15 protein-coding genes are annotated in these 15,382 nt (G+C 75.2%); 11 read left to right on the top strand and 4 right to left on the bottom strand.

The features are described 5' to 3' along the window. Positions 1-61: 61 nt before the first annotated feature. The 6 genes from alr to Q4D18_RS08420 all read left to right on the top strand — a co-directional run bounded on the left by alr (position 62) and on the right by Q4D18_RS08420 (position 4,855). A complete protein-coding gene (gene alr, locus Q4D18_RS08445; RefSeq protein ID WP_368389637.1) occupies positions 62-1,282 on the top strand; it encodes an alanine racemase in 1,221 nt (406 codons plus the stop codon). After that, on the top strand, positions 1,279-1,899 hold the full coding sequence (gene tsaE, locus Q4D18_RS08440) for a tRNA (adenosine(37)-N6)-threonylcarbamoyltransferase complex ATPase subunit type 1 TsaE (protein WP_303127299.1): 621 nt from the start codon (positions 1,279-1,281) through the stop codon (positions 1,897-1,899). Before alr ends, tsaE begins: the two co-directional genes overlap by 4 nt. Before the next feature lie 21 nt (positions 1,900-1,920). Beyond that, positions 1,921-2,589, top strand: coding sequence for a tRNA (adenosine(37)-N6)-threonylcarbamoyltransferase complex dimerization subunit type 1 TsaB (gene tsaB, locus Q4D18_RS08435; protein WP_303127297.1), 669 nt, complete (start codon positions 1,921-1,923; stop codon positions 2,587-2,589). 89 nt (positions 2,590-2,678) lie between these two features. Then, positions 2,679-3,179: a GNAT family N-acetyltransferase gene (locus Q4D18_RS08430; protein ID WP_303127295.1), complete on the top strand. Its 501-nt coding sequence runs from the start codon at positions 2,679-2,681 to the stop codon at positions 3,177-3,179. Between the two features lie 10 nt (positions 3,180-3,189). Next, positions 3,190-4,284 (top strand): tRNA (adenosine(37)-N6)-threonylcarbamoyltransferase complex transferase subunit TsaD, encoded by a 1,095-nt coding sequence (gene tsaD / locus Q4D18_RS08425; protein WP_303127293.1) that lies wholly within the window; start codon positions 3,190-3,192, stop codon positions 4,282-4,284. A gap of 67 nt (positions 4,285-4,351) precedes the next feature. After that, a complete protein-coding gene (locus Q4D18_RS08420; RefSeq protein ID WP_303127291.1) occupies positions 4,352-4,855 on the top strand; it encodes a hypothetical protein in 504 nt (167 codons plus the stop codon). Positions 4,856-4,943: 88 nt separating this feature from the next. On the opposite strand, the gene Q4D18_RS08415 is transcribed toward Q4D18_RS08420, so the two are convergent. The 3 genes from Q4D18_RS08415 to Q4D18_RS08405 all read right to left on the bottom strand — a co-directional run bounded on the left by Q4D18_RS08415 (position 4,944) and on the right by Q4D18_RS08405 (position 8,419). Beyond that, positions 4,944-5,975, bottom strand: a complete 1,032-nt coding sequence (locus Q4D18_RS08415; protein WP_303127289.1) for an NAD-dependent epimerase/dehydratase family protein — start codon at positions 5,973-5,975, stop codon at positions 4,944-4,946. Beyond that, positions 5,972-7,159 carry a zinc-dependent alcohol dehydrogenase gene (locus tag Q4D18_RS08410; RefSeq protein WP_303127287.1) on the bottom strand — a complete coding sequence of 396 codons (1,188 nt, stop codon included), beginning with the start codon at positions 7,157-7,159 and terminating at the stop codon, positions 5,972-5,974. Before Q4D18_RS08410 ends, Q4D18_RS08415 begins: the two co-directional genes overlap by 4 nt. 63 nt (positions 7,160-7,222) lie before the next feature. Next, positions 7,223-8,419, bottom strand: coding sequence for a glutamate--cysteine ligase (locus Q4D18_RS08405; RefSeq protein WP_303127285.1), 1,197 nt, complete (start codon positions 8,417-8,419; stop codon positions 7,223-7,225). 22 nt (positions 8,420-8,441) lie between these two features. Here Q4D18_RS08405 and Q4D18_RS08400 point away from each other — a divergent pair, with 22 nt between their 5' ends. The 5 genes from Q4D18_RS08400 (at position 8,442) to Q4D18_RS08380 (ending at position 13,929) form a co-directional block, all read left to right on the top strand. Next, positions 8,442-9,821, top strand: coding sequence for a methyltransferase domain-containing protein (locus Q4D18_RS08400; RefSeq protein WP_303127283.1), 1,380 nt, complete (start codon positions 8,442-8,444; stop codon positions 9,819-9,821). 164 nt (positions 9,822-9,985) lie between these two features. Beyond that, complete coding sequence (locus Q4D18_RS08395; RefSeq protein ID WP_303127281.1) at positions 9,986-11,035, top strand: siderophore ABC transporter substrate-binding protein; 1,050 nt, start codon at positions 9,986-9,988, stop codon at positions 11,033-11,035. Beyond that, the gene (locus tag Q4D18_RS08390) at positions 11,032-12,087 is read left to right on the top strand and encodes an ABC transporter permease (RefSeq protein WP_303127279.1); all 1,056 of its coding nucleotides are present in this window, start codon (positions 11,032-11,034) and stop codon (positions 12,085-12,087) included. Before Q4D18_RS08395 ends, Q4D18_RS08390 begins: the two co-directional genes overlap by 4 nt. Before the next feature lie 37 nt (positions 12,088-12,124). Continuing rightward, positions 12,125-13,177: an iron chelate uptake ABC transporter family permease subunit gene (locus tag Q4D18_RS08385; RefSeq protein ID WP_303127301.1), complete on the top strand. Its 1,053-nt coding sequence runs from the start codon at positions 12,125-12,127 to the stop codon at positions 13,175-13,177. Next, positions 13,174-13,929: an ABC transporter ATP-binding protein gene (locus Q4D18_RS08380; protein ID WP_303127277.1), complete on the top strand. Its 756-nt coding sequence runs from the start codon at positions 13,174-13,176 to the stop codon at positions 13,927-13,929. Before Q4D18_RS08385 ends, Q4D18_RS08380 begins: the two co-directional genes overlap by 4 nt. Positions 13,930-14,143: 214 nt before the next feature. On the opposite strand, the gene Q4D18_RS08375 is transcribed toward Q4D18_RS08380, so the two are convergent. Then, entirely contained in the window at positions 14,144-15,133 is a 990-nt protein-coding gene (locus tag Q4D18_RS08375; RefSeq protein ID WP_303127275.1) for a hypothetical protein, read from the bottom strand. Between the last annotated feature and the right edge of the window lie 249 nt (positions 15,134-15,382).

Genomic DNA, 15,382 nt, shown 5'->3' with positions numbered 1-15,382 from the left:
GAGGCGCTGCCCGCCGCCGTCGGGACCGTGACGGCCGCGCTGTGGTGGGAGGATGACGGGCGTGAGTGAGACCGTCCCCGTCCCGTCCCCGCCCGTCGCGGGCATGCCCCTCGAACGCCTCGCCCGGGTGGACCTGGGCGCCGTGCGGCACAACGTCCGCGCCCTGCGCTCCCGCCTGGTCCGTCCGGACGGCACCGCCCCCGCGCTGATGGCCGTGGTCAAGGCCGACGCCTACGGCCACGGCGCCGTCCCCGTGGCGCGCGCCGCACTGGCCGCGGGCGCCGATCGCCTCGGCGTCGCGCACGTGGCCGAGGCCCTCGAGCTGCGGGCCGTAGGGATCACCGCCCCCGTGCTGGCGTGGCTGCACACGCGGGACACCCCGTTCGTCGCCGCCCTCGAGCAGGACGTGGCCCTCGGCGTCTCCAGCGCCGCCGAGCTGGAGGCCGTGGCTGCCGCCGCCCGCGCCACCGGCCGCCGCGCCGTGGTGCACGTCAAGGCGGACACCGGGCTGGGCCGCAACGGGTGCCTGCCCGAGGCCCTGCCGGCCCTGGCCGCGCGCGCCGCCGCGCTGCAGGCCGAGGGGCTCGTGGACGTGGAGGGCCTGTTCTCCCACCTGGCCGTGGCGGACGAGCTCGACCGGGCGGAGGAGACGGACGCCCAGGCCGCGGCGTTCGCGTCCGCCGCGGACGCGCTCGCCGCGGCCGGCGTGCCGGCCCGCGTGCGCCACCTGGCCAACACCCCGGCCACGCTCACCCGCCCGGACCTGCACCTGGACATGGTCCGCGTGGGCCTCGGCCTGTACGGGCTCAGTCCCTTCCCGGGCCGGGCCGTCGAGGAGTTCAGCCTGCGCCCGGCGATGGCCCTGCGGACCTCGCTCGCCCAGGTCAAGCGCGTCGGCCCCGGCCAGGGCGTCTCCTACGGGTTCCGGTTCCGCACGGAGGCGGACACCGTCCTCGGACTGGTCCCGCTGGGCTACGCCGACGGCGTCCCGCGCGTGGCCGAGGACGCGCCCGTCGCCGTGGGCGGGCGGCGGGTGCGCGCCGTCGGGCGGATCGCCATGGACCAGTTCCTCGTGGACCTCGGCCCGGACGCGCAGGAGGCCGTGGGCGCGCCCGTCGAGCTCTTCGGCCCCGCCTCCGGCATCCCCGCCGACGCCTGGGCCGAGGCCTCCGGCACTATCAACTACGAGCTCGTCACCCGGATCTCCCCGCGCGTGCCGCGCCTGCACGTGGACGCGGACGCCCCCGCGGGCCCCGGCGGCGCCGAGGAGAGACGCGCATGAGCGCCGCCGACCGCCTGCCCGCCCCCGTGTGGACGGCCGAGGTCGAGCTCGACGGCGCGGCGGGCACCCGCGCGTTCGGCGCCCGCCTCGCCGGCCTGCTGCGCGCCGGGGACGTGCTGATCCTCACCGGGGAGCTCGGCGCCGGCAAGACGACCTTCACCCAGGGCCTGGGGGCGGGCCTGGGCGTGCGCGAGGGGATCATCTCCCCGACGTTCGTGCTCTCCCGCATCCATCCCGCGCTCGCCGACGGGCCGGACCTGGTGCACGTGGACGCCTACCGGCTGCGCTCGGGCGGCGAGCTGACGGACCTGGACCTTGAGGCCACCGCCGACCGCTCCGTGACCGTGGTGGAGTGGGGCCGGGGCCTGGCCGAGTCCCTCGCCGGGTTCCCCGAGGACCCGGAGGCCTCCTGGCTGGACGTGGAGATCGTCCGCGCCCTCGGCGGGGCGGGGGTCGGGCCGGCCGGAGGGCGGGACGCAGTCGATGACGCCGGCACCGCCCCCGTGATCGTCACCGACTTCTCCGACGAGGAGGGCGAGGCCGCCGAGGAGGTGCGCACCGCACGCGTGCGGGCGCACGGGCCGCGGTGGGCCGGCGTCGGCCTGCCGCAGGCCTGAGCCGCTCCTAGACTGGTGGGCATGATGCTGCTCGCCCTCGATTCCTCCGCCGCCGCCTCCGTGGCCGTCCTGCGGGACGGCGAGCCGCTCGCCCGCTGGTCCACCGAGGACACCACGTCCCACGCCGAGGTCCTCGCCCCGGCCGTGCGCCGGGTGCTGGCCGAGGCCGGCGTCGCAGGGGCGGACCTGGACGGGATCGCCGCGGGCGTGGGCCCCGGCCCGTTCACGGGGCTGCGGGTCGGACTGGCCACGGCCCAGGGGCTCGGCCTGGCGTGGGACGTCCCGGTGCACGGGGTGCGGAGCCTGGACGCCCTGGCCCACCGGGCCGGCGTCGACGCGTTCGCGCACGCCGCGGAGGAGTTCGTCGTCGCCACGGACGCCCGCCGCCGCGAGGTGTACTGGGCGCACTACGCCCAGGTGGGCGGGCAGCCCACGCTCCTGCACGGCCCGTTCGTGACCGCCCCGGACGAGGTCACCCCGCTGCCGGCCTACGGCGCCGGGGCGGGCCTGTACCCGGACCGCCTGCGGGGCGTGGCCGGCTGGGAGAGGGCCGTCGCGGACGCCGAGGACCTCGGGCGGGTGGCCGAGCTGGCCCTGCGCCGCGGCCGGGGCATCCTGCCGCCGACCCCGCTGTACCTGCGCGAGTCGGACGCCCAGGTGCCCGGGCCCCGCAAGCGGGCCGGCGCGTGAGCGGTCCCGCGGCGACGCCGCCCTGTGCGGCGGGCCGGGGCGGCGCGGGCGACGACGTCGGACTGCCCGACGGCCTGCTCCTGCGCCCCATGACCGTGTGGGACATCCCCGAGATCCTGGCGCACGAGGCGGTCCTCTTCCCGCTCGATGCGTGGCCGGCGCACTTCTACGCGGAGGAGCTGGCCCAGGCCGGTCCCGCGGGCGGGCTCGACGTGCGCGGCCGCCCCGCCACCCGGGACTACCGCGTGGTGGTCCGGGACGAGGGCGCCGAGGACGGCACGCCCGGGGAGATCGTCGGCTACGGCGGCATCATGGTGGCCGGGGACGTCGCGGACGTCCAGACGATCGGCACGGCCGCCGCGGCCCAGGGCCGGGGCGTCGGGGCCGCCCAGCTGCGCTGGATGGCTGCCGAGGCCGCTCGGCGCGGCGCCGCCTCCCTCATGCTGGAGGTGCGCGCCTCCAACGACGCCGCCCGCCGCCTCTACGCGCGGCACGGCTTCCAGGAGGTCGGGGTGCGCCGCCGGTACTACCCGGGCGGGGAGGATGCCGTCGTGATGCTCCTCGAGCTCGGGGACGCCGCGCGCTCGTAGGATGGAGCCCATGCCCACCGCACCTGACGCCCCCCTCGTGATCGGCATCGAGTCCTCCTGCGACGAGACCGGCGTCGGGATCGTCCGCGGCGCGGAGCTGCTGGCTCACGAGGTCGCCTCCTCGGTGGAGGAGCACGTCCGGTTCGGCGGGGTCATCCCGGAGATCGCCGCCCGCGCCCACCTCGAGGCGTTCGCCCCCACGGTGCGCCGCGCCCTCGAGGCCGCCGGGGTGTCCCTGGCGGAGGTGGACGCGATCGCCGTGACCTCCGGCCCCGGGCTGGCCGGCGCGCTCATGGTGGGCGTCGCCGGCGCCAAGGCGCTCACCGTGGCCGCGGACAAGCCCCTGTACGGGATCAACCACCTCGTGGCGCACGTGGGCGTGGGCCTGCTGGACGGGGTCCGCCCGGAGCACTGGGACGATCTGCCCGGGCGCTTCGGCGCGCTGCTGGTCTCCGGCGGCCACACCGAGATCCTCCGCGTGGACCGGATCAGCTCCGACGTCACCCTGCTGGGCTCCACCATCGACGACGCCGCGGGCGAGGCCTACGACAAGGTCGCCCGGCTCATCGGCGCCGGCTACCCCGGGGGCCCGGTGATCGACCGGCTGGCCGCCGAGGGCGACCCGACGGCCTTCCGCTTCCCGCGCGGGCTGACGGCGGGCAAGTTCGTGGGCTCAGCAGAGGAGCCCGGCCCCCACCGGCACGACTGGTCCTTCTCCGGCCTGAAGACCGCCGTCTCCCGCGCGGTGGAGCAGTTCGAGGCGCAGGGCATGGAGGTGCCGCGCGCGGACATCGCGGCGTCCTTCCAGGAGGCCGTGGCGGACGTGGTGACGTCCAAGGCCGTGCGGGCCTGCCGCGAGCACGGGCTGGAGCACCTGCTGCTCGGCGGCGGCGTGGCCGCCAACTCCCGCCTGCGGGGCCTGCTCGCGGACCGCTGCCGCTCCGCCGGGATCGAGCTGGTGGTGCCGCCCGTGGCGCTGTGCACGGACAACGGGGCCATGGTCGCCGCCCTCGGTGCCCGCCTCGTGGCCGACGGCGTCGCCCCCTCGGACCTGGGCTTCGGGGCGGACCCGGGTCAGCCGGTGTCCCTGGTCAGTCTGCCCTGACCTGGACGGACATCCCGGGTCGGCCGGAGGTTGATCCGGCTGTGCCCGCTCGCGTAGACCGGAGGGCATGACGCAGACCCGCCGCATCGACGACGACACCCTCTCCGACTACCTCGTGCAGCACCTGCTGGGCTCGCGCAGCGGGGTGAACATGTTCCGTGCCGCCGCCGCCACCTGGCGGGGCACCGACCACGAACGTGCTCTGAAGGACGTCGCGGAGCAGATCGTGGAGGAGCAGGAGCGGCTGGAGCGCCTCATCCGCGAGGTCGGCGGCCGCGTGCCCGTGGCGGCCCGGGCCGCCGGCGTCGCCGCCCGGGTCGGCGGCCGGCTGAACCCCGTGAACGCGCTGCGTGCCCGCCGCAGCGGCTGGACCCAGGTGGAGCTGGACCTGCTCCAGGGCGCCCTCCAGGCCAAGTCCGGCATGTGGCACGTGCTCGCCGAGCTCGCCCCCCACGACCCGCGGATCGACGAGGCCGAGATGCACGAGCTGTACGACTCCGCCCAGCGCCAGCAGGAGGAGGTCCGGCGGATCGCCGCCGCCGTCATGCCCGAGCAGTTCCTGCGGGGCTGACCTCCGACGCCCCGACGACGACGCCGGCCCGCCCCCTCGTGCGAGGGGACGGGCCGGCGTCGATGTGAGGGGGCCCGACGGCCGCGGGTCACTCCGCGGGGGAGGTGGAGCGGTGCCCCGCGTTGCCCAGGCCCTCGGGGCCGTCCAGGTGGTCCAGGACCTCCCGGACGGCGTCCTGCGCGGAGACGGTCTCGGACCAGCCGGTGGCCTCGCGCAGCGCGGCGGTGTCCATCACCGGCACGGCCGCGGCCATGTCCAGCCAGCCCGGGTCCGTGGGCTGCACGCGCAGCCGGTATGTGGCGGCCGCGAGGGCCCGCACCAGCGCCATCGGCACCTCCAGGACCCGGCGGGCGCCCAGCAGCTGGCCCATGGTCTGGGCGTCCAGCACGGGCTCGGCGGCCACGTTGAACGCGCCGCCCACCCGCTGCCGGACGACCTGCCAGTAGGCCTCGGCCACGTCCTGCGCCGTCAGCGCCTGGAACCGCAGGCCCGCCGGGAACGGCAGGACGGGGGTGCGCAGCCGCGCCGCGAGGCGGGCGGGGACGAGGTCGCCCAGGAAGTAGTCCTTGATCTCCGGGCCGGCCCCGGCCTGGAAGATCAGCCCCGGACGCAGCCGGGTGACCAGCAGGTCGGGGTGGTCCGCCTGGACGCGGTCCAGGACCGACTCCACCTCCGCCTTCTGCGCGGCGTAGTGCGAGGTGGCGACCCCCGTGGTGGGGTGGGACTCGTCCGAGCGCACGTCCTTGCGCGCGGGGCCGTAGGCGCCCACCGAGGAGGCGTACACCAGATGGGGCACGCCGGCCTCGGCCACGGCGCGGAAGACGCGCTCGTTGCCCTCCACGTTGACGCGGCGCAGGTGCTCGCGGTCCCGGTTGGGGCGGATCACCCAGACGAGGTCGACGACGGCGTCCGCCCCGGCCACGATCTCCCGCAGGCGCTCCTCGGCCAGCGGCGCGGCGATGTCCAGACGGTGCCACTCCACGCCGTCGTAGGGGGCGCCCGCGCGGTCCGGGCCGCGGCGGCTCACGCCGACGATCTCCGTGGCCTCGGGCGCCTCCTGCAGCCGGTGGAGCAGCGCCGTGCCGACGTTGCCGGTGGCGCCCAGGACCACGATCCTCACGGCTTGAGCACCACCTTGATGCAGCCGTCCTGCTTCTTCTGGAAGATCTCGTACATCCGCGGGGCGTCCTCGAGGGGGGCCGTGTGGGTGGCGAGGTCCAGCACGCCCAGCGGGTCGGACGGGTCGTCCACGAGGGGCAGCAGGTCGTCGATCCACCGGCGGACGTTGCACTGGCCCTCGCGCAGGGTGATCTGCTTGTCGAACATGGTCAGCAGGGGCATGGGGCTCTTCATGCCGCCGTACACGCCGGACAGGGACACGGTGCCGCCGCGGCGGACGGAGTCGATCGCGGTGTGCAGCGCGGTGAGCCGGTCCACGCCGGAGGTCTTCATGGCAGCGCGCGCCAGCGGATCGGGCAGCAGACCGGCCGCCGTCTGCGCGGCCTGGGCCACGGGGGCTGCATGGGCCTCCATGCCGACGGCGTCCACCACGCCGTCCGGGCCGCGCCCGCCGGTGGCCTCGCGCAGCAGCTCCGGGACCTTGCGGCCGCCCCAGCCCTCCATGTCCAAGACCTCGACGCCGTGCCGGGCGGCCATGTGGCGGCGCTCGGCCACCGGGTCCACGCCGATCACGCGGTACCCCAGGTGCACGCCGATGCGGGCGGACAGCTGGCCGATGGGGCCCAGGCCCAGGACGGCCAGCGTGCCGCCGGCGGGCACGTCCGCGTACTGCACGGCCTGCCAGGCGGTGGGGACCACGTCCGAGAGGAACAGCCACTGCTCGTCGTCGCCGGTGTGGGGGACCTTGATCGGTCCGTAGTCCGCGTGGGGGACCCGCAGGTACTGGGCCTGCCCGCCGGGCACGGAGCCGTAGAGGCGGGAGTAGCCCAGCAGCGCGGCGCCGGAGCCCTGCTCGCGGACCTGGGTGGTCTCGCACTGGGACTGCAGCCCGCGCTCGCACATCCAGCAGCGGCCGCAGGAGATGTTGAAGGGGATCACCACGCGGTCCCCGGGCTTGATGTGGGTGACGGCCGAGCCGACCTCCTCCACGATGCCCATGGGCTCGTGGCCGATGACGTCCCCGGCGTCCATGAACGGGCCCAGCACCTCGTAGAGGTGCAGGTCCGATCCGCAGATGCCCGTGGAGGTCACCCGGATGATCGCGTCGGTCGGTTCCTGGATCGTCGGGTCCGGGACGTCCTCGACCGAGACGTTCCGCTTCCCCTGCCATGTGAGTGCTCGCATGGAGGGCACACTACGGCGCGGCCGCCCATGGCGGGAAGGGATCGGCTCCGAGGACGTCCCAGGTCAGTCCGCGAACGGGCGCAGCGACTCACGCGTGCGCTCGGCCGAGTCGCGCACCACGGCGCGCAGCGGGCCGACGGGGTCCGCGGCGTCCTCGCCCTCGGCGGGCGGTCCGGCGGCCGCCTCCGCCTCCACCCGCCGCTGCCGGTCGGCCGGGCTGTGCTCCATCAGCACGCGGGCGTGGGCCAGCTCGGCGGCGCAGCCGAGGCGCTCGGCCACGGGCGCCAGCCGCTCCAGGTCGGCCTCGAGGTGCTCGCGCAGCGGGGCCTGCGTGCCCTCGGCGTCCACGATCACGGTCGCGTCCATGCCGTAGCGGGAGGCGCGCCACTTGTTCTCCTGGGTGTACCACGGCGGGAGGATGTCCACCTGCTGGCCGGCCTCGACGTCGTCGGAGAGCTCCTGGACCAGGCACTGGGAGTAGGCGGCCACGGCGCCGATCTCCTCCAGCGTGGCCATGCCGTCGCACGCGCGCATCTCCACGGTGCCGAGCCGGGGCACCGCCCGCACGTCCCACCGGCACTCGGTGACGTCCTCCACCATGCCCACGCCCGTCATCTGCTCGACGCACGCGGAGAACTCCTCCCACGTCTCGAACTGGAAGGGCAGGCCGGCCGTGGGCAGCTGCTGGAACAGCTGGGTGCGCTGGGACTGGTAGCCGGTGTCCGCGCCCACCCAGAAGGGGGAGGAGGCGGACAGCGCCAGCAGGTGCGGGAACCGGCTGATCAGCCGGTTCACGGCGGGCATGGCCTTGCCGCGGTCGTCCAGGCCGATGTGCACGTGCACGCCGAAGATCAGCATCTGCCGGCCCCAGTACTGGGTGAGGTCCACCATCCGCCCGTACCGCTCCTTCGGCGTGATGGGCTGGGTCATGGCCTCCCCGAAGGGGTGCGTGCCCTGGCAGAACAGGGCCAGGCCGCGGTCCGAGGCGGCGCGCGCCACGCGGGCCGCGATCCCGCCCAGGTCCGCCACGGCCTCCGGCACCGAGGAGTGCACCCCCGTCACCAGCTCCACCGTGTTCTGCAGCAGCTCACCGGTGACGTGCGGGTGGTCGTCGTCGTGCGCGAGGCCGGCCTCCGCGCGCAGCTCCTCGAGGATGCCGGGCGCCTCGGAGCGCAGATCGCCCGTGAGCGGGTCCACCAGGGCGAGCTCCCACTCGATGCCGAGCGTGGACTGGGCGGAGTCGGCGAAGGGCAGAGTCATGGCGTCATCCTAGGGTGGGGACATGGCCCGTTCCCAGCGCACCGCCCGCCCCGCCCGCCCGCGCCGCCCCCGGGGCGCCGCCGCGGGACACGGGGCCGGTCCACGCGCGGCGGACTCCGCCGCCGATCCGACCGTCCTCGGGCCCGTCCTCGAGCCCGAGGGCCGGGCCCTCCTCGACGCCCTCGGGGACGTCTCCGGCCAGGACCCGCTGGCCCTGTCCTCCCGTCTGCGGGCCGAGGGCCACCCGCCCGAGCGCGTGGCCGCCGTCCTCACCCAGGCCGGTCTGCGCGCCCAGGGCCGCGCCCGGCTCGGCGACGACGTGGACCGCCTCCTCCTCACGCGCGACGGGCTCGAGCAGGCCACGCGCCCCGTGGTGGCCGACCTGCACGCCCGCCGCCTGCGCGACGCCGGCGCCCGCTCCGTCGCCGACCTCGGCTGCGGCCTCGGGCTCGACGCCCTCGCCCTCGCCCGGGCCGGGCTCGCGGTGACCGCCGTCGAGCGGGACCCCACGGTGGCCGCGGCCGCCGCGCAGAACCTCGCCCCGCACCCGGGGGCGCGCGTCGTCGTCGCCGACGCCGTCGACTGGGCCGCCGAGCACCTGGGCCCCGCCGAGGACGCCGCGGCGGTGTGGCTGGACCCGGCCCGCCGCCGGCTGTCCGGCTCCGGCACGGCCCGCGTGTTCGACCCCGAGGCGTTCTCCCCGCCGCTGTCCTTCGTCACGGCCCTGGCGGCGCCGGGCCGCACCGTGGGCGTGAAGCTCGGCCCCGGGATCCCGCACGCGGCGCTGCCCGCGGACGCCGAGGCCCAGTGGGTCAGCGTGGACGGCGACGTCACCGAGGTGGTCCTGTGGTTCGGTGCGGCCCGCCGCCCCGAGGTGCGCCGGGCCGCGCTCGCGGTGGACACCCGCGTGGCGGGCGGGCCGCGGACCGCGGAGCTGACCAGCTCCGGCGGCGAGGACGCCTCCCCGACGGTGGACGCCGTGGGGGAGGAGGGCGTGGGCGGCCTCGTGGGGCAGGTGCTGCTCGAGCCGGACGGCGCCGTCATCCGCGCGCACCTGGTGACGGACCTGGCCGTGGCGCTCGGCCCGGACGTCCGGCTGCTGGACCCGCATCTGGCGTACCTCACAGCCCCGGACGTGTCGGCCCATCCGCTGGCCCGGCGCCACCGCGTCCTCGCCGTGCACGACCTGGACGTCAGGGCCCTGCGCCGCTGGGCGCGGGAGACCGGCGTCGGCCGGCTGGATGTGAAGAAGCGCGGGGTGAGCGTCACCCCGGAGGAACTGCGCCGGCAGGTGCTCGGGGGAGGGCGCCGCACGGGGGACCGGCACGCCACGCTCGTCCTGGCCCGCGTGGGGGACCGCCGGCACGCCCTGGAGGTGGAGCCGCTCGACGACGGCGCATGACGCCGGATGACGGGCCCGGGAGGGGCGGCGGACCCTGGTCCGGGAAATAGGTGAGGCTCGTGTACGGTAATCTTCTGAGGCAAGCCTCACCTGACCTGAACGCGGCCCGGCACCGACCGGCCCCGACTCCGTGACGCCGAGGGCGTCCGGGAAGGAGACACCCCATGCGCATTCCCGCCCGCGCCCCGCGCCGTCGCGCCCTCATCCTGTCCTCCGTGGCAGCCCTGGCCCTCGTCGGCTGCTCGGCCGGGGGCTCCGACGCCGGCTCGCCCGCCTCGGGCTCCTCCGCCGTCGGCTCGACCGCCGCCGAGGGCTCCGCCGCGCAGGGCGGCATCATGGGCGGGGCCACCGTGACGGACATGTCCGGCGCGCAGGTGGAGCTCCCGGCCGAGGTCGACTCCGTGATCGCCACGGACAACCGCACCTTCCGCACCCTGGACGAGTGGGGCGTCGAGCTCTCCGCCGCCCCCAAGCAGCTGATGTTCCGCGGCGAGGGGGGCCCCGGCTACCGCACCGACGAGGCCGTGGCGGACATCGGCAACCACCGCGAGCCGGACATGGAGGTCTTCGTGACCGCCGAGCCGGACGTGGTCCTCAACGGGCAGCGCTTCGCCGACCGCAAGGCGGAGATCGACGAGCTCACCGGCGACGCCGCCGTCGTGGACACGAACATCCCCGAGGACGTGCGCGTGGACGAGGGCCTCAAGGAGCTCACCACCCTGCTGGGCGAGACCACCGGCCACCAGGAGGACGCGAAGGCCCTCAACGCGGACTTCGACGCCGCGATCGCCCGCGCCAAGGAGGCGTACGACCCGCAGCAGACCGTCATGGGCCTGATCGCCACCGGCGGCGACCTCTCCTACGTGGCGCCCGGCACCGGCCGCGCCATCGGCCCGATGTTCGACGTCCTCGGCCTGACCCCGGCCCTGGACCAGGCCGGCTCCTCCAACCACCAGGGCGACGACATCTCGGTGGAGGCCATCGCCGAGTCCAACCCGCAGTGGCTGATCGTCATGGACCGCGACGCCGCCACCGGCGAGGCCAACGCCACCGCGAAGGAGCTCATCGAGCAGTCCGAGGCGCTCAAGGACGTGCCGGCGGTCAAGGAGGGCAACATCGTCTACCTGCCGCAGGACTTCTACGTGGCCGAGGACATCCAGAACTACACCGCCGTGATGGAGGACCTTGCCGACGCCTTCGAAGGGGCCAAGTGACCGATCTGCGCCCCCGCGCCGCCGCCGCCCGGACCCCGCTCACCGAGCCGGGTCCGGGCGAACGCGTGTGCTGGGTGCCCCCGGCCGTCCTGCGCCCTCAGCGCACCCGCTGGCAGCAGACCTGGCCCCTGCTGGTCGGCCTCTGCGTCACCGTGGGGCTCGTCCTGCTGTCCCTGAACGTCGGGGCCTTCGACCTCGGCGCCGAGGGCGGGGCCGAGATGTTCTGGATCACGCGCGTGCCCCGCACCGTGGCCCTCGTGCTCGCCGGGGCCGCCCTGGCGCTGTGCGGGCTGATCATGCAGCTGATGACCCAGAACCGGTTCGTCGAGCCCAGCACCACCGGCACCACCGAGTGGGCCGGACTGGGCCTGCTCACCACCATGGTCCTCATCCCCGGCGCGGGGATCGTCACGCGTATGGTGGGCGCGGTGCTCTTCGCCTTCGTGGGCACCATGGTGTTCTTCCTGTTCCTGCGGCGCGTGCGGCTGAGCTCTTCGCTGATCGTGCCGATCGTGGGCATCATGCTCGGGGCCGTGGTGGGCGCCGCCTCCACCTTCCTGGCCCTGCAGACGGACATGCTCCAGCAGCTGGGCACGTGGTTCGCCGGCTCGTTCACCTCCGTGGTGCGCGGCCGCTACGAGCTGCTCTTCCTCGTGCTCGCCGTGACCGTGGCCGTGTTCCTGATCGCCGACCGCTTCACCGTGGCGGGCCTCGGCAAGGACATCGCCACCAACGTGGGCCTGAACTACGAGGCCGTGGTGTTCACCGGCGTCGCCATGGTCTCCGTGGCCACGGGCGTGATCACCGTGGTGATCGGCGCGCTGCCCTTCCTCGGCCTCGTGGTCCCCAACCTGGTCTCGATGATCCGCGGCGACAACCTGCGCACCAACCTCCCGTGGGTGGTCATGGCCGGCATCTGGACCGTGATCGTCTGCGACGTCCTCGGGCGCACGCTGATCGCCCCGTTCGAGATCCCGATCTCCCTGATCCTCGCCCTCGTGGGCGCCGTGGTCTTCCTGGCCCTGCTGCTGAGGCAGGCCCGCCGTGGCTGACCGCGCGACCTCCCCGGCCGCCGCCGGCCGTCTCCCCGTGGTCCGGCCGGCCGGCGTCGTCCGCGCCCCCGACGACGACGCCCCGACCGAGCGCCGCACCGGCGCCTTCCGCACGGACCGCGACCGGCGCCGCTACTGGCTCGTGGTGGCCTCCCTGGCCGCCGTGGGCCTGCTCTCGACCGCCGGCATCCTGCTCTGGGGCAACGAGGCCGAGCCCGGCTCGCAGGCGTTCTGGCTGATCGCCCAGATGCGCGTGAGCTCGCTCGCGGTGATCGCGCTCGTGGCGCTGTGCCACGCGTTCGCCACCGTCAGCTTCCACACCGCCACCGGCAACCGCATCATCACCCCCTCGATCATGGGGTTCGAGGCCCTCTACATCGCCGTGCAGACCACCGTGGTGTTCCTGCTGGGCGCCGCGGGCGTCTCCGCCGTGACGGGCGTGGCCCCGTTCCTGGGGCAGGCCCTGCTCATGGTGGTGGCGGCCACCGCGCTGTACTCGTGGCTGCTGTCCCGGCCGTACGGGAACATCCACCTCATGCTCCTGGTGGGCGTGGTGCTCGGCGGCGGCCTCGGCGCCCTCTCCAGCTTCCTGCAGCGGCTGCTCGATCCCAACGCGTTCGACGTGCTCTCCGCCCGCCTGTTCGGCAACATCTCCAACGCCCGCACGGAGTACCTGGTGGTGGCGGCGCCGATCGTGCTGGTCACCTGCCTCGCCCTGTGGCTGCGCGGCCGGCGGATGGACGTGATCGCCCTCGGACGGGACGTGGCCGTCAACGCGGGGCTGCCCCACCGGCGCGAGCTCATGGTCACCCTCCTGCTGGTCTCCGTGCTGATGTCCATGACCACCGCGCTCGTGGGGCCCATGACGTTCCTCGGGTTCCTCGTGGCCACGCTGGCGTACAGCATGGTGGAGACCTCGGACCACCGCCGGCTGCTGCCGGTGGCCGCGCTGGCCGGCTACGCCGTGCTCACCCTGGCCTACTTCGTGCTGCGGCACGTCTTCTACGCCGGGGGAGCGGTCACCGTGGTGATCGAGCTCGTCGGCGGCATCGTCTTCCTGGTCGTCGTGATGAGAAAGGGCCGGCTGTGATCGAACTGCACGGCGTCACCAAGCGCCACTCCGACGAGGTCTGCATCGGCCCCGTGGACCTGACCATCCCCGCCGGCGGCATCACCGCGCTCGTGGGTCCCAACGGGGCGGGCAAGTCCACCGTGCTCACCATGGTCGGGCGGCTGCAGGACGCCGACGAGGGCAGGATCGAGGTGGCCGGTCGGGACGTGACCCGCACGTCCAGCCGGGAGATCGCCAAGACCCTGTCCATCCTGCGCCAGGAGAACCACTTCATCACCCGGCTGACCGTGCGCCAGCTCGTGGCGTTCGGCCGGTACCCGCACACCCGGGGTCGGCTGACGCTGGAGGACGAGCGGTACGTCTCCGAGGCCATCGACTTCCTCAACCTCGGCCCGTACGAGAACCGCTACCTGGACCAGCTCTCCGGCGGGCAGCGCCAGCGCGCCTACGTGGCGATGGTCCTGGCCCAGGACACCGAGTACGTGCTGCTGGACGAGCCGCTGAACAACCTGGACATGCAGCACTCGGTGCAGATGATGCGCCAGCTGCGCCGGGCCGCGGACGAGCTGGGCCGCACCGTGGTGATCGTGATGCACGACATCAACTTCGCCGCCCACTACGCCGACCACATCGTGGCCATGGGGGACGGCCTCGTGGTGGAGACCGGCTCCCCGGCCGAGATCATGCGGCCGGAGGTCCTGGAGCGGATCTTCAAGACCCCGTTCGACGTGGTCGACGGCCCCCAGGGCCCCCTGGCCGTCTACTACTGAGCCGGCCGTGCCGGGGCGCCGGGGAGGGACAGCCGTCACCGCCTGCGCCCTCGCCCCGCCGACTCGGGTTGTGGTCACGACGCGCCGTGTGAGCCACCGCTGTGGCGGCGCGCCGTGACCGCAACGCGCGGAGTGCGCAAGCTGCTGCGGGTCCGGGCGGCGTGGGCGGGATCGCCGGCGCTGACCGGACCGCGTGCTCGACGTCGTCCTCCCGTCACGGTCCGCCCGGGTCGGCTCGCCGCTGCTCGAGCCGATCCCGCACCAGACCGATGACCCGCCGGTACCCCTCGCGATGGTCAAGGCGGTTCACCCGCAGGGTCGGACACCCCCGCGCCAGCAGCCACGCATCCCGGCGTGCGTCCGCGGCCTGGCGTTCCGGCGTGAGGTGCGACTCGCCGTCGTACTGGAGGGCGACATCCGCCTCGGCCACGTACAGGTCCACCTCCGGGCAGTCCCACTCCTCGGCGCGCGGACGGGCCTGCAGGTGCGGCTCGGGGAGCCCCGCATCGACGAGCGCGAGCCGCAGGAAGGTCTCGTAGGGCGAGTCCGCGCCCACGCGCATGCGCTCCAGGACCGCCCGTGCGGTGCGCACGCCGTGGAACGGGCCCAGCTCCCTGAGCGCGGACTCCAGTCGAGCGGGCGTCGTGGCGGGCGGACGCCGCCCGTTCTCGGTCCAGGGGTGGCGGACCGCGTGGTCCGCGGCGGCGACGACATCGGCCAGGTCCCACGGATCGTCCAGGACGCACAGGTCCAGGATGGTCCGCTCGAGGCTCGTCACCCGCAGGCCGAACAGCTCCACCACGTGCGGCGCGGGCAGCGGACGACGCCGGGCCCGCACCTCCGGCACCCGGATCCGCCCCGACCCGGAGGACACCGTCACGTCCAGCGGCGTGGGCAGGGGACCCGGGCGGCGCGGCGAGGGCAGTCCGTGCAGGTGCGCGGCCGTGGCATGGGAGAACACGACCTGCGGGCGGGAGCGCTGCAGGGCCCACAGGTGCTGGCCGGGGCGCCCGTGCTCGGGCTCCGGGAGGCCGACGGATGCCCAGCCGATCAGCGGCCGGTCGGTGCGGCGGTACAGGGCCGGCCCGACGCGCTCCACGTCCGTCCGGCGCAGCCGCTGGACGGGCAGGCCCATGGCCCGTGCGTCAGACCGGAGGAACACGGCGGGCAGGGGTGGCAGCGGGGACGGAGGGACGGGAGGCATGTGCCGATCCTGCGGCGGCGTCGGTGTCTCCGGGGATTCGGGCGGCCCCGGTGGGGATCCGCGTCGGGCAGTGGTCGGGTGTGCAGGAGGCGGTGCGGATCGCGCCGGCACTGCCAGGGCCGACCTGGCGCACCGCCGATGACGTCCGGGCCCACGCCGCCGCCCGCCGTTGTGGGGTCCCACCCCCCGACCCCCCCCCACCGGGGGGGGGGCGGGGGGTCAACAACGGGGGGGGGGGGGGGGGGGGCT

This window comes from Micrococcus sp. (assembly GCF_030523875.1).
GTDB lineage: Bacteria > Actinomycetota > Actinomycetes > Actinomycetales > Micrococcaceae > Micrococcus.
This window is presented reverse-complemented; position numbering and strand designations above follow the sequence as displayed.

Coding starts and splice junctions, on each gene's coding strand:
- Q4D18_RS08430 (WP_303127295.1), top strand. CDS start 2,679: ATGACCGTGTGGGACATCCCCGAGATCCTGGCGCACGAGGCGGTCCTC.
- Q4D18_RS08395 (WP_303127281.1), top strand. CDS start 9,986: ATGCGCATTCCCGCCCGCGCCCCGCGCCGTCGCGCCCTCATCCTGTCC.
- Q4D18_RS08420 (WP_303127291.1), top strand. CDS start 4,352: ATGACGCAGACCCGCCGCATCGACGACGACACCCTCTCCGACTACCTC.
- Q4D18_RS08410 (WP_303127287.1), bottom strand. CDS start 7,159: ATGCGAGCACTCACATGGCAGGGGAAGCGGAACGTCTCGGTCGAGGAC.
- Q4D18_RS08400 (WP_303127283.1), top strand. CDS start 8,442: ATGGCCCGTTCCCAGCGCACCGCCCGCCCCGCCCGCCCGCGCCGCCCC.
- tsaE (WP_303127299.1), top strand. CDS start 1,279: ATGAGCGCCGCCGACCGCCTGCCCGCCCCCGTGTGGACGGCCGAGGTC.
- tsaB (WP_303127297.1), top strand. CDS start 1,921: ATGATGCTGCTCGCCCTCGATTCCTCCGCCGCCGCCTCCGTGGCCGTC.
- Q4D18_RS08375 (WP_303127275.1), bottom strand. CDS start 15,133: ATGCCTCCCGTCCCTCCGTCCCCGCTGCCACCCCTGCCCGCCGTGTTC.
- Q4D18_RS08405 (WP_303127285.1), bottom strand. CDS start 8,419: ATGACTCTGCCCTTCGCCGACTCCGCCCAGTCCACGCTCGGCATCGAG.
- tsaD (WP_303127293.1), top strand. CDS start 3,190: ATGCCCACCGCACCTGACGCCCCCCTCGTGATCGGCATCGAGTCCTCC.